Source organism: Acetobacteroides hydrogenigenes (assembly GCF_004340205.1).
GTDB classification, from domain to species: domain Bacteria; phylum Bacteroidota; class Bacteroidia; order Bacteroidales; family ZOR0009; genus Acetobacteroides; species Acetobacteroides hydrogenigenes.
In genome coordinates this window covers 179,762-191,532 of record NZ_SLWB01000004.1, presented here as the reverse complement: position 1 = coordinate 191,532, position 11,771 = coordinate 179,762, and the positions used below count along the sequence as shown (strand labels likewise).

Sequence of the window (11,771 nt, the reverse complement as noted above, 5' to 3'; positions counted from 1 at the left end):
TTGGCGCTTTTCTTTCTACAGCTTGGCTCTTAGGAACTGCGCAAGGTTGCTGTTCGTTTCATCGGCTTTCTCAAAATTATCCTCGATGTACTTTTTGATATCTAGGGTGGCGTCGCATTCGGCTTGGAGAAGCCGCTTTACTTTTTCCATCCCGAATTTTTTGTACCAGTAGGTCATGGTGAGCTGGGCCAACGCGTACACGCTTTTCCGCTCTAGGTTGGCGCGCGAAAAGGTCGCTCCGTCGAGGTATTTTTGGTAGCCCCCCTCGTTGAGCAATGCCAAAACTTCAGCCGCCTTTTGGGGGCTTTGGCTCATGTCGCTATTGCCAAAGGTGGTTGCAACCCCTTCGTCGACGAACGGATTGCCATTCCCGAATTCGAAGGCGTAGATGTGCACAAGTTCATGAACGTGGTCGGCGCACTCCACGGATTTAATCGCCCGATACCGAGCCTTTCCCGCGCCCTTGTTCATTTCCCCAACGATGTTCGAGGCCTCTTCGCCCACTTTGGCGTAGTAGTAGTGGAAGTCTGGGAGATTAATGGCAAAGAGCTTTTGTAGCTCATCATTTTTTCGGACGAATGTTTCTGCCTCTTTAAGCGCTTCGGGGGATAGGGGGGCGCTACTTACGTAGATAACCCCTCCAATCTCAGTTTTTATCCAAGATGCGGTGAGGTGCTCAAGCAGCTCGTTTTCGTCCATCGTCATAACCCATCGACCATCAATTTTTTTGAAGGCAATCCAGGTTTGGAATTCATATATCTTAAGGAAGAGCCTTCCCGAATTCCCGAAGGTATCTTCCTTTATGGGTTCGAACTTGGATATCAACTCCGATTCCGGCTGTACGAAGGAGTAGATGGAGGAAAAGTTGCGCTTGTCGATGAAGAGTTTTGCCTCTTCGACGGTTTCACATTTTTTGTAGCTGTTCCATCTTTCATGCAGTGGTTGGTTGGTTTGGGCGTAAGCGGTACAGAGAAGTAAAACAAGAAGAACTGGCATTGCAAAAAATTTAAGTTTCATTTTTTTAATAAAGTTAGGGCACAAATGTAGGATTCCTATGCCGATATAATTTACTTGACTTCATTTTATGCTTTTATTCCAACAAATTGTCACTTTTGCCTTAGATTTAAACTAGAACAACCGGTATGGGAAACTTCTTCGAGCAGTTCTGGGGAACCAAGCTGCGCACCGCCGCAAAAGCCTTCGAAAAAAACGGATTCGACGTAACCATCTGCCAAACGGTGGATGAGGCACGCCTACAAATACTACAGATTATAGAGCAGGAGCAGCCCAAGGTTGTGTCGATGGGCGATTCGATGTCGCTGCGCAAAACCGGGGTATTGAAGGACGTGATGGCGATGGAAGGAATCCGCTTTATTAACGGATTCGATAAGGAGAAAACCCGCGAGGAGCGCATGGCCCTGCGCCGCGAGGCCCTGATGTGCGACCTGTTTATGACCGGGGTAAACGCCATGACGGCTAAGGGGCAGCTGGTGTGGCTCGATATGATAGGCAACCGCATTGCCCCCGTGGCGTTTGGCCCAAAAACTGTGGTAATCGTTGTAGGCCGCAATAAGTTAACCCCCAACCTCGACGAGGCCATGAGCCGCATCCGCAGCTACGCCGCGCCGCTTAACGCCATCAAGCATACCGACTTTAAAACGCCCTGCCAGACAACCGCAACCTGCCACGATTGCTCCAGTCCCGATCGCATCTGCAACTCGTGGCTGATTATGGAGAAGTCGTTTCCGGTAAAGCGCGTAAAGCTGATTTTAGTAGACGAAGATTTGGGTTTGTAATAACCTAGTAGGGCTTTTATACGTATCAAAACTTGTAAATGGTAGAGGTCTCTTGCTCTACCTTATGCGAGTAAATGTAAAATATAAGTAGCTATGTCGACTCCATCAACCGTATTTGCTAAGCTGGCAAGGGAAACCCTCGAAGCTGCATTTGGAGGGAAAGACCCCGAGCCATCGCCATCGCACGAGCTGGCAAGGCGGGCTGCCTGCTTTGTATCGTTGCATACCTCCGATGGCTCGCTACGCGGATGCATTGGAACCCTCGAACCCCGGAGATCTTCGCTTTACGAGGAGATCAAAACAAACGCCATTTCGGCAGCCTTTAAAGATCCTCGGTTTCCTCCCTTGAGCGAAGAAGAGCTGGATGATCTAGAGATATCCGTGGATATCCTGCATAATCCCGAGCTCATAAAGTCGGAAGATGAGCTCGATCCCGACATCTATGGCGTTATAATGGAGAGCGGGTACAAGCGTGGAGTGCTGCTGCCCAACATCCCCTCGGTTACTTCCGTACAGGAGCAGCTCCGGATTGTACGTAGGAAAGCAGGTATTCTGCCCGAGGAAAAGGTTAAGCTATACCGATTTATGGTGGATAGGTATTATTAGTGAGTAGTGAGTAGTGAGTAGTGAGTAGTGAGTAGTGAGTAGTGAGTAGTGAGTAGTGAGATATCCTTAACCATCCCATATCTCACATCTCAAATCGCATATCGCAAATAGTATATGGAAGCCAAGTTTTACTCAACAATCGATGGTCAGGTGCACTGCGGCCTATGTCCTCATCGCTGCCATATTTCCGATGGCAAGAAGGGGATATGCCAGGTTCGCAAGAATGATGGGGGGAAGCTCTATAGCCTTAACTATGGCGTTGTGTCTGCCATGGCGCTCGATCCCATCGAAAAGAAGCCGCTATACCACTTCCATCCCGGATCGTACATCTTTTCGATAGGGAGCGTTGGGTGTAACTTCCGCTGCCTGTTTTGTCAGAACTACAGCATTGCTCAGGTTAAGGGCAATGGATGGACCGAGTCGTTTCCGGTAATTCCACCGCAGGTTATCCTGCAAAAAGCCCAGGAAGCCGTGGCACAGGGGAATATTGGCGTAGCCTACACCTATAACGAACCAACGGTTTGGTTCGAGTACATGTACAACATTGCCGAGCGCGTTAGCGAAGCCGGACTTAAAAACGTTATGGTATCGAACGGCTATATCGAGGCTATTCCGCTCGACTACCTATTACCGCTGATGGATGCCTTCAATATCGACCTAAAGGGGTATTCGAATTCGTTTTACAAAAGGATGCTGGGCGGTACCATCGAGCCGGTGCGGAATACGCTCAAGGCAATTGTTCGAGCCGGAAAGCATCTGGAGGTTACCTATCTTGTTATTCCTTACGAGAATGATAATCCGGCACGCTTTCGCGAGGTCGCTATCTGGATATCGGAGATACTGGGTCCTGATACCGTTCTCCATGTAAACAGGTACTATCCCAGCTACATGCTCGACACTCCGGCTACGCCTCTTAAGACGCTGCTGGAACTCTATGCGGTTGCCAAGGAGCACCTCAATAACGTTTATATAGGGAATACAGGGATGGCAGAGTATAATAACACCTACTGCCCTAAGTGCGGTAAGCTTGTGGTGGAGCGCCATGGTATGCACGGCAACCCGGTTGGGCTAACCAACGATGGGCGATGTAGCGGATGTGGCAGTCAGATTATGTAGAAAAGATAAAAATCGAGCCCTATGTCAGTAAGAGCAAACTATGCCGAAGGTCGGTTCTACTCCGATAAGCGGGCTGATATCGAAAAGCTATTCGGTATCGAGGTGACCATGCAAAAGGATGAGATATGCTACTCGTTAAAGGATTATGCCTTAATCGGTGGGGTTGTTCCGCATGCCGGACACATTTTTTGCGCCCATCAGGCCGTCCATTTCTTCGAGATTGTTCGCGAAAGCCAGCAGGTGTTCGATACGGTGGTGGTGGTATCGCCAAACCATACGGGCATGGGCAACAGCCCGATGTCGCTCGATAGCCATACCCAGTGGCAGTCTCCCTTAGGGCTTATTGATGTTGATATGGAGCTAGCTCGCGAGTTGGGACTTCCCTTTAACGATGAGGCACAACGGTACGAGCACTCGGCCGAGGTTGTCGTTCCCTTTATCCAGTATTTTTTGGATGGAAAGGTTAAGCTGCTAACCATAAACATGCTCGAGCAGAATCACCACAACGCCCGTACGCTGGCCGAACAGCTCAAAGCCGCCGCCGATAAGCTTAACCGAAGGATTCTGCTGATTGCCTCGTCCGACTTCACCCATTTCAAGAACTCGAAGGTGGGGTACGAGCTCGACAGCATGGCCCTAGAGCCGCTGCTGCAGTTCGACTTGGGCGAGTTCGAGCATCGTGTGCGAACCATGCATATCTCCATCTGCGGTTTTGGTCCGATAATGACGTTGTTAGCCTTCGCCAAGATGGTCGATCAAAGCGCAAAGGTTGATGTGCTTAAGCGCGGGCATTCCGGCGAGGTTTATCCATCTGCCGAGGTAGTCGATTATGTCTCGATGCTAGCGTATCACTAGTGTGGAGGGGATCGTAAGTTCTGTTGGAATTAAACTAAATTTTGAGGTCAAAGAAGTTAAAGAATCTAATCTACGCGGGTATGGTGTGGTCTAACGTCTAATATCTAACGTCTAACGACTCAAAAATTCTATCTTTGACGAAATTTTGCGAGCATGATTCAAATCGACAACGTTATATTCAGCCTTAACATCTTCGAAAAACAGTTTTGCTGCGACCTGTCCAAATGTAAGGGCGAATGCTGCGTGAGCGGCGATTCGGGAGCCCCTGTTAACGAGGATGAGATGGATGTGATGGAGAGCGAGTACCCCAGTTGGAAACCCTACATGACACCACAGGGCATTGCAGCTGTAGAAGCGCAGGCGGTTGTGGTAAAGGATAGCGATGGCGAGTGGACAACTCCGCTTATCAACAAGGGCGAGTGCGCCTACACCTACGTGGAGGATGGCGTTACCCTTTGCGCCATCGAGAAGGCATACCGGGAGGGAAAGACCGTTTTTCAGAAGCCCATCTCGTGCTACCTCTACCCAATTCGAATTAAGGAGTTCTCCAACGGTCTTATCGGCGTAAACTACGACGTATGGGATATCTGCAAGCCCGCCCGTATTCTTGGAAGCAACATTGGTTTGCCCGTTTACAAGTTTCTAAAGGAGCCGCTCATCCGCCGTTTTGGCGAGGAGTTCTACCAAAAAATAGAGGATGCAGCCAAAATGCTTGAATTAGAAAACCAAAACGAGTAGAATAGTTGGTGTTTGTAGCTAAAGGCGACGATTTTAATTATAATTTGTAAAACGATCCCCGAAATTTGCGGGGATTGTTTATTTTAGGGCAAATTTAAAATTGATACAATGAGTAACATCAAAACGTATATCGAAGAAAACAAGGAGCGCTTCCTTGACGAGCTTTTTGGGTTGATTCGCATCCCTTCTATCTCATCGCAAGCTGAGCATAAGCCGGATATGGTTCGTACGGCGGAGTATATAAAGGACTCAATTCTTTCGGCTGGTGCCGATAGGGCAGAGGTAATCCCATCGTCGGGCAACCCTGTGGTGTTTGGCGAGAAGATCGTTGATCCTACTGCACCAACCGTTCTAATCTACGGTCACTACGACGTAATGCCGGTTGATCCCGTAGAGCTATGGAACAGCAACCCTTTCGAGCCCGTTATTCGCGATGGCCGTATTTGGGCTCGCGGTGCCAACGACGACAAGGGTCAGATGTTTACTCAGATCAAGGCTTTCGAATACCTGGTTAAAACTGGCCAGCTGAAGAATAACGTGAAGTTTATGATCGAGGGCGAGGAGGAGATCGGATCGCCAAATCTCGAGGAGTGGTGCAAGAAGTACAAGGATTTGGTTGCTGCCGACGTAATCCTTATCTCGGATACCAGCATGATTGGCGAGAATACCCCAACCCTTACCCAAAGCCTCCGCGGCTTGGCCTACATGGAGGTTGAGGTTACCGGTGCAAACCAAGACCTACACTCGGGCATCTTTGGTGGTGCGGTGGCCAACCCAATCAACGTACTGGCTAAGATGATTGCCTCGTGCATCGACGATAACGGTCACATCGCCATTCCAGGCTTCTACGACGATGTTCTAGAGGTATCGGCCGAAGATCGCGCCATGCTCGCCAGGGCACCCTTCAACCTGGATGAGTACAAGAAGGCCCTTGACATCGACGAGGTGCAGGGCGAAGCAGGCTTCAGCACCAACGAGCGCACCGGTATACGTCCATCGCTCGACGTAAACGGTATTTGGGGTGGCTACACCGGCGAGGGCTCTAAGACGGTAACCCCTTCTAAGGCATTTGCAAAGATCTCCATGCGCCTGGTGCCTAACCAGGAGCATCATAAGATATCTGACCTGTTTAAGGCACACTTCGAGGCTATCGCGCCAAAGAGCGTAAAGGTAAAGGTAACTGCCCATCACGGTGGTGCTCCTTACGTATCGCCATCCGAGCATCCCGGCTACCGTGCAGCTTCAAAGGCATGTGTCGATGTGTTCGGCGATCAGCCAATTCCACTCCGTAGTGGTGGAAGTATCCCTATTGTGGCTGTATTCGAGAAGGTGCTAGGCATTAAGTCCATCCTAATGGGGTATGGGCACGAGTCCGACCGCGTTCACTCGCCCAACGAGAGCTTCTCGCTCAACCGCTTCTTTAAGGGAATCGAGGCCAACACGCACTTCTACGGCCACTACAACGAGGAGATGAAGAAGTAAGCTTCCTACACCATACAAAGTAAAGGGTCGTCCACAGCTGGACGACCCTTTTTGCGTTCTGGCGATGCCGCTATTGGATTAGGCGCTGCTGCGAGGTGATCCGGTTGCGTGGTGATGCTGCTTTTGGTTGCCGATGTGTAAGTCGGTGCCACAGAAACGAAACATGACGCCCCCGAAATGGGGTTTGATGCCACATCAATTGAATGTGTCACCCCCGAAGTGTAAGTTGGTGCCACAGAAATGTAAGTTAACTCCACAGAAATAAAGCTTGAACTTGCAGAAATGAAAGTCAGCGCCACAGAAATAAAGCTTGTTCTTACCGAAATGAAAATTAGCGCCCCCGAAATAGAATTTGAAGCCTCTGAAATGAAAATTGATGCCACAGAATTGAAAGTCGGTGCCACAGAAATAAAGCTTGATGCCACATCAATCAGCGGTGATGGTTGAGGATATTTGGTGGGGCTGTGTGCGAGGCTACCGCTTCCGCCAGCTATCGATGATGTGGCAGATGGCAAGGTAGGGCGATCGGTAGAGCATGCGAGGACCTGAGAATCGCATCACCTGGCGTACCTGCTGGCGCATGTCTGATTTATAGCAATGAATGGTGCACTTGGCGCATACGGGCTTGTGGGGGCCGAACTTGCAGCTGTCGATTCGGCGGGTGGCGTACTCGAGGAGCGAGGTGCAGCTGGTGCACAGCGTTTCGCCCTTGCCGTGGTGGTGGCGGCAGTATAGGCCTATCATTACGGCGATGGTGCGCTTTTCGCGGAGGAGGTTCATGGGGGAAGTTTGCTGGTGATTAATAAAACCTGACAGGTCTTGAAGACCTGTCAGGTTTTATATGGATTGTCTAATATCTAAAATCTAACATCTAGAGTCTTTTCTTCTACAACCCTTTTTCCTTTAGCAGGATGTCCATCTCGTCGCGCACCTCGCGGGCGGCTTTGGCTGCTGCTGCGGCAAAGTTCTCGGTGGTGTCGGCGTAGATGATGGCGCGCGAGCTGTTCACCAGCAGGCCGCATTGGCTGTTCATCCCATGCTTAGCTACCTCGCTAAGGCTTCCACCCTGAGCGCCTACTCCTGGTACTAGCAGGAAGTGGTTAGGGATCAGCTGGCGAACATCGCCCAGCATCTCGGCCTTGGTGGCGCCAACAACGTACATCGTGTTGTCTGTAGTTCCCCACTGTGCAGATGTGGTAATCACATCCTCGTAAATCTTTTTGCCGTTGGCGGCATCCTCCAGCAGCTGGAAGTCGGCGGCCGACTTGTTGGAGGTAAGCGCTAGGATGATGCTCCACTTGCCCTCGTACTTCAGAAATGGGGTAACGGTGTCGCTGCCCATGTAGGGGGCAAGGGTTACCGCGTCGAAGTCGAACCCCTCGAAGAACGCCTTGGCGTACATCTCGGAGGTGTTGCCGATATCGCCGCGCTTGGCATCGGCAATGATAAACTGCGAGGGGTAGCGCTCGCGGATGTACCTAACGGTTTTATGCAGGCTAATCCAACCGGCAACGCCCAGCGACTCGTAGAAGGCCAAGTTTGGCTTGTAGCTTACGGCGTACTCGGCGGTAGCATCAACAATCGCCTTGTTGAACTCGAAGATGGGATCTTCTGTGCTGAGAAGATGTTGAGGTATCTTGGTGATATCGCTGTCGAGCCCCACGCAGAGGAAGCTGCGCTTGGCCTGAATCTGTTCGAATAGCTGCTGTGCGTTCATGTTGGTTGTGGTATTTGATATAGAAAGAGCGGGCAATAACCCGCTCTTTAGAGTATGCTAGCTCAATTCTGTTTCCTTCAAACGTTCCGAATTTTCGGCAAACTGTAGCTTGTCGATCAGGTCCTGAATGTCGCCATCCATAAACACCGGAAGGTTGTACACGGTGTAGTTGATACGATGATCGGTGATACGGCCCTGTGGGTAGTTGTAGGTGCGGATCTTGGCCGAGCGGTCGCCGGTAGATACCATTGTCTTACGCTGCTTCGAAATGGCATCCATGTGCTTTTGGTACTCCATGTTGTAGATACGAGTACGAAGCTCGTTGAGCGCCTTGTCGAAGTTCTTGATCTGCGACTTTTCGTCCTGGCACTGTACCACAATTCCGGTAGGGATGTGGGTAAGGCGCACGGCCGAGTAGGTGGTGTTCACCGACTGACCTCCAGGACCCGACGAACAGTAGGTGTCCTTGCGGATGTCGTTCATGCTGATCTGTACGTCGAACTCGTCGGCTTCGGGTAGCACGGCTACGGTTGCAGCCGATGTGTGTACGCGTCCTTGGGTTTCGGTTTGGGGTACGCGCTGTACGCGGTGCACGCCCGATTCGTACTTCAGCGTTCCATACACCTTATCGCCCGATACCTTGATTACGATTTCTTTGTAGCCGCCTGCAGTACCCTCGGAGAAGCTGGTAACCTCGGTACGCCAGCCCTTCTTTTCGAAGTACTTCGAGTACATGCGGAAGAGGTCGCCGGCAAAGATGGCTGCCTCGTCGCCACCGGTACCACCACGGATTTCGAGGATGGCGTTCTTCTCGTCCTGTGGATCGGCAGGGATAAGCATGAACTTGATGTTTTCCTCAAGTTCAACCTTTTCGGTTTCGAGCTCGTCGATTTCCATCTTGGCCATGTCGCGCATCTCCTCGTCCTTTTCGTTGGCAAGAACGTCCTTCGAAAAGGCAAGGTTGCTAACAACAATTTTATATCGTTCGTATGCTGCTACAATGGGTTCTAGCTCGCGGTACTCCTTGTTCAGGGCCACGTACTTTTTCATATCGGCGATTACATCCGGGTCGGTGATCTGCTGACCAACTTCCTCGAACTTAATCTTGAAAAACTCTAATTTGCTTAAGAATGAGTTCTCTGACATAGTGTTGAATCCTTCTAAAATTGGTTGCAAATTTACAACTTTCCCTCAAATAGCCGTGCTAATTGGATAAATTAGTATTTATTGGTAATCAGAAGGAAATGGTGATGTCCTTTTGGTTGTTGGCGAAAATAAAAAAAGACCTCTCTTTCGAAAGGCCCTTATGAGGATGTGTGATTTGCGATATGTGATTTGAGAGGTGAATAAAGAGGCCTATTCTTTAATTCCGCTTAGGCGGGATGTCGCTTCGCGCCACTTCCGTTTAACTTCTTCTTCCTACTTTCCCCACTTCTTCAGCTGCATAATCTTGTGGAAAACGTCGCTATTCTGGTAGATGCCCTGGAATTTTTCGGCGCCGGGGCCATAGGCAAATACAGGGATAAGGGTTCCACAGTGCGCTCCGGTAGAAAACTTAACGACGTAGCTGCCGTATTCTTCGCTAAGGTTGTTCACCTCGGTAGGAGGAAGGGTTAAGCCTCCGGTATCGTGGTCTGCCAAAACAATAACAAGGGTGTTGCCATCCTTTTGGGCGAAGTCAAGAACAGCGCCAATGGTTTTGTCGAAGTCTGCCATTTCGGCCTTTATCTGATTGGCGTCATTCCCGTGTGCAGCCCAGTCTATTTGCGATCCTTCTACCATCATAAAGAATCCTTTTTTATTATCCCTAAGGAGTTCGATCGTTTTCATAGTTGCGCGGGGGAGGAAGTTGCCCCTTTCCTTGTCGGCTGCTTTAAGGTGTTCGTCTGCGACCAGCACCATTGCCTTTTGAGGTGTTGCGCTAAAGTACGACGTGGTATCGGTAAATACGTTGTAGCCCTTTGTTTTTGCTTCGTCAAACAGGTTGCGTCCATCTTTTCGCTTGGTGAAGTGCTTTATACCGCCACCAACAAGCAGGTCAATATTGGAGTTGATGATGTCGTTAGCAATCTCTTCAGCCATTTTTCGTTTTGGCTGATGTGCCGAAAATGAGGCAGGAGTTGCGTGGGTAAGCGCGCAGGTAACCACAATACCCGTTGCCTGCTTATTCTTTTGGGCAACCTCCATTAGGTTCGTTTTGGGCTGAAGGTTTGCGTCCATGCCCACAACGCCATCCTTGGTTTTTTCGCCAATGGCAAATGCCGTTCCTCCGGCAGCCGAATCGGTAATGCCGCCATCCGAGTTGTAGGTTTTAATGGAGCCTATATGGGTAAAACGTTCGAAATTGGAGGTTCCGTTGGCCTCCAAGATGCGAAGAGAAACCGTGTTGTACCCCATTCCATCACCAATCATAAGAATAATATTCTTAGGCGATTTCTGTGCGTTGGCAAAGGACGCAGCCAGCATTAAGCCAACAATAAGCAATCTTTTCATTGAGGTCTGATTTTTTTGGCTACTAAGATCAGTTTTTTTTAATTAAAACAAGCTCGAGAACCAATATTTCGTAAAAAGAGTGGAGCGCTCATCCTCCAAAACAGGCGGTTTATCTAAACCTTCCTCCAACTTGTCGATTAATTATTGAAAGGGAAGCCCTGCAATTTTAATTTTGGAGCATAAAAAGTTGTTACCTTTAATACCTCTTTACATATGAGACCCTGTTGTAGTTCACAATCTAGAACCATGAAAAAGATTGCATTCGGATTTGTACTGATAGCTGCAGGCTTCATCTTGATGCTTGAGAAGATGAACCTTATTAGCCCAGAGATAACCCACTGGATTTTCACCTGGCAGATGCTGCTGATTGTTATTGGCTTTGTAAACATATTTAGCCGAGAAAGCTACGTCTCGGGGTTGATCCTAATTATGATAGGAGCATTCTTCCTAGTTCCTCGCATTATCGACTTACCCTTCAACTTTATTGGGATGTTTTGGCCTATACTGCTGATTGGTGGAGGAGTGCTGCTTATCCTAAAGCATAGCATAAGGCGACCTTCCGATGAAAAAAAAACGGAGGGCTACTTTGAGAGAAACTTTTCGCAGTCGACCACGGTAGAAACCGACGGAGTGGTTGATGACTTTAACCTCTTTGGCGGATCGAAACGTCGCTATACCTCTAAGTTTAGGGGAGGGAAGTTTACCAACATCTTTGGGGGCTCTGAAGTAGACCTATCGCAAGCTCAATTCGAGAATGATATTGCCGTAGTTGAAACAATTTGTGTTTTTGGAGGCATTACCCTCTACGTTCCATCCGATTGGGAGGTTCAGGTTGAGGTGGTATCCATCCTTGGCGGATTTAGCGACAAGCGTAGCTTTGTTCGAACGTCGGCAGTTGAGCCTCGTAAGCGCCTTATCGTAAAAGGAGTTTGCGTGTTTGGCGGAGGTGAAATTAAGAGTGTGTAGTT

General features: G+C 49.4%; 13 protein-coding genes. 8 read left to right on the top strand and 5 right to left on the bottom strand.

The window, feature by feature from the left end; all coding sequences use genetic code 11:
- Window positions 1–15: 15 nt before the first annotated feature.
- The gene (locus CLV25_RS06235) at window positions 16–1,017 is read right to left on the bottom strand and encodes a hypothetical protein (protein WP_131838773.1); all 1,002 of its coding nucleotides are present in this window, start codon (window positions 1,015–1,017) and stop codon (window positions 16–18) included.
- Window positions 1,018–1,142: 125 nt separating this feature from the next.
- Between CLV25_RS06235 and CLV25_RS06230 the strand changes: the two genes are divergently transcribed.
- The 7 genes from CLV25_RS06230 (at window position 1,143) to CLV25_RS15920 (ending at window position 7,040) form a co-directional block, all read left to right on the top strand.
- Window positions 1,143–1,796 (top strand): lactate utilization protein, encoded by a 654-nt coding sequence (locus CLV25_RS06230; protein ID WP_131838772.1) that lies wholly within the window; start codon window positions 1,143–1,145, stop codon window positions 1,794–1,796.
- A gap of 93 nt (window positions 1,797–1,889) precedes the next feature.
- Entirely contained in the window at window positions 1,890–2,402 is a 513-nt protein-coding gene (amrA, locus tag CLV25_RS06225; protein WP_131838771.1) for an AmmeMemoRadiSam system protein A, read from the top strand.
- 114 nt (window positions 2,403–2,516) lie between these two features.
- Complete coding sequence (gene amrS / locus CLV25_RS06220) at window positions 2,517–3,518, top strand: AmmeMemoRadiSam system radical SAM enzyme (protein ID WP_131838770.1); 1,002 nt, start codon at window positions 2,517–2,519, stop codon at window positions 3,516–3,518.
- Between the two features lie 21 nt (window positions 3,519–3,539).
- Entirely contained in the window at window positions 3,540–4,373 is an 834-nt protein-coding gene (amrB, locus tag CLV25_RS06215) for an AmmeMemoRadiSam system protein B (protein WP_131838769.1), read from the top strand.
- Window positions 4,374–4,526: 153 nt separating this feature from the next.
- A complete protein-coding gene (locus tag CLV25_RS06210; protein WP_131838768.1) occupies window positions 4,527–5,111 on the top strand; it encodes a DUF3109 family protein in 585 nt (194 codons plus the stop codon).
- Between the two features lie 108 nt (window positions 5,112–5,219).
- Entirely contained in the window at window positions 5,220–6,593 is a 1,374-nt protein-coding gene (locus tag CLV25_RS06205; RefSeq protein ID WP_131838767.1) for a dipeptidase, read from the top strand.
- 282 nt (window positions 6,594–6,875) lie between these two features.
- Entirely contained in the window at window positions 6,876–7,040 is a 165-nt protein-coding gene (locus CLV25_RS15920) for a hypothetical protein (RefSeq protein WP_165877010.1), read from the top strand.
- A gap of 27 nt (window positions 7,041–7,067) precedes the next feature.
- Here the strand turns inward: CLV25_RS15920 and CLV25_RS06200 are convergent, their stop codons facing one another.
- From CLV25_RS06200 to CLV25_RS06185, 4 genes are all read right to left on the bottom strand, one after another.
- Window positions 7,068–7,373 (bottom strand): nitrous oxide-stimulated promoter family protein, encoded by a 306-nt coding sequence (locus CLV25_RS06200; protein WP_131838766.1) that lies wholly within the window; start codon window positions 7,371–7,373, stop codon window positions 7,068–7,070.
- A gap of 106 nt (window positions 7,374–7,479) precedes the next feature.
- Window positions 7,480–8,310: an orotidine-5'-phosphate decarboxylase gene (gene pyrF / locus CLV25_RS06195; RefSeq protein WP_131838765.1), complete on the bottom strand. Its 831-nt coding sequence runs from the start codon at window positions 8,308–8,310 to the stop codon at window positions 7,480–7,482.
- Window positions 8,311–8,367: 57 nt separating this feature from the next.
- Entirely contained in the window at window positions 8,368–9,456 is a 1,089-nt protein-coding gene (gene prfA / locus CLV25_RS06190) for a peptide chain release factor 1 (RefSeq protein ID WP_131838764.1), read from the bottom strand.
- Between the two features lie 273 nt (window positions 9,457–9,729).
- Window positions 9,730–10,803, bottom strand: coding sequence for an alkaline phosphatase (locus CLV25_RS06185; protein ID WP_131838763.1), 1,074 nt, complete (start codon window positions 10,801–10,803; stop codon window positions 9,730–9,732).
- A gap of 246 nt (window positions 10,804–11,049) precedes the next feature.
- On the opposite strand from CLV25_RS06185, the gene CLV25_RS06180 reads away from it, so the two are divergent.
- The gene (locus CLV25_RS06180) at window positions 11,050–11,769 is read left to right on the top strand and encodes a LiaF transmembrane domain-containing protein (RefSeq protein ID WP_165877009.1); all 720 of its coding nucleotides are present in this window, start codon (window positions 11,050–11,052) and stop codon (window positions 11,767–11,769) included.
- The last annotated feature ends 2 nt before the right edge of the window (window positions 11,770–11,771 follow it).

Excerpts from the sequence above, each read along its gene's own strand:
- CLV25_RS06185 (WP_131838763.1), bottom strand. The coding sequence starts at position 10,803 with ATGAAAAGATTGCTTATTGTTGGCTTAATGCTGGCTGCGTCCTTTGCC.
- CLV25_RS06205 (WP_131838767.1), top strand. The coding sequence starts at position 5,220 with ATGAGTAACATCAAAACGTATATCGAAGAAAACAAGGAGCGCTTCCTT.
- amrB (WP_131838769.1), top strand. The coding sequence starts at position 3,540 with ATGTCAGTAAGAGCAAACTATGCCGAAGGTCGGTTCTACTCCGATAAG.
- CLV25_RS15920 (WP_165877010.1), top strand. The coding sequence starts at position 6,876 with ATGAAAGTCAGCGCCACAGAAATAAAGCTTGTTCTTACCGAAATGAAA.
- CLV25_RS06180 (WP_165877009.1), top strand. The coding sequence starts at position 11,050 with ATGAAAAAGATTGCATTCGGATTTGTACTGATAGCTGCAGGCTTCATC.
- CLV25_RS06235 (WP_131838773.1), bottom strand. The coding sequence starts at position 1,017 with ATGAAACTTAAATTTTTTGCAATGCCAGTTCTTCTTGTTTTACTTCTC.
- amrA (WP_131838771.1), top strand. The coding sequence starts at position 1,890 with ATGTCGACTCCATCAACCGTATTTGCTAAGCTGGCAAGGGAAACCCTC.
- pyrF (WP_131838765.1), bottom strand. The coding sequence starts at position 8,310 with ATGAACGCACAGCAGCTATTCGAACAGATTCAGGCCAAGCGCAGCTTC.
- amrS (WP_131838770.1), top strand. The coding sequence starts at position 2,517 with ATGGAAGCCAAGTTTTACTCAACAATCGATGGTCAGGTGCACTGCGGC.
- CLV25_RS06200 (WP_131838766.1), bottom strand. The coding sequence starts at position 7,373 with ATGAACCTCCTCCGCGAAAAGCGCACCATCGCCGTAATGATAGGCCTA.
- CLV25_RS06210 (WP_131838768.1), top strand. The coding sequence starts at position 4,527 with ATGATTCAAATCGACAACGTTATATTCAGCCTTAACATCTTCGAAAAA.
- prfA (WP_131838764.1), bottom strand. The coding sequence starts at position 9,456 with ATGTCAGAGAACTCATTCTTAAGCAAATTAGAGTTTTTCAAGATTAAG.
- CLV25_RS06230 (WP_131838772.1), top strand. The coding sequence starts at position 1,143 with ATGGGAAACTTCTTCGAGCAGTTCTGGGGAACCAAGCTGCGCACCGCC.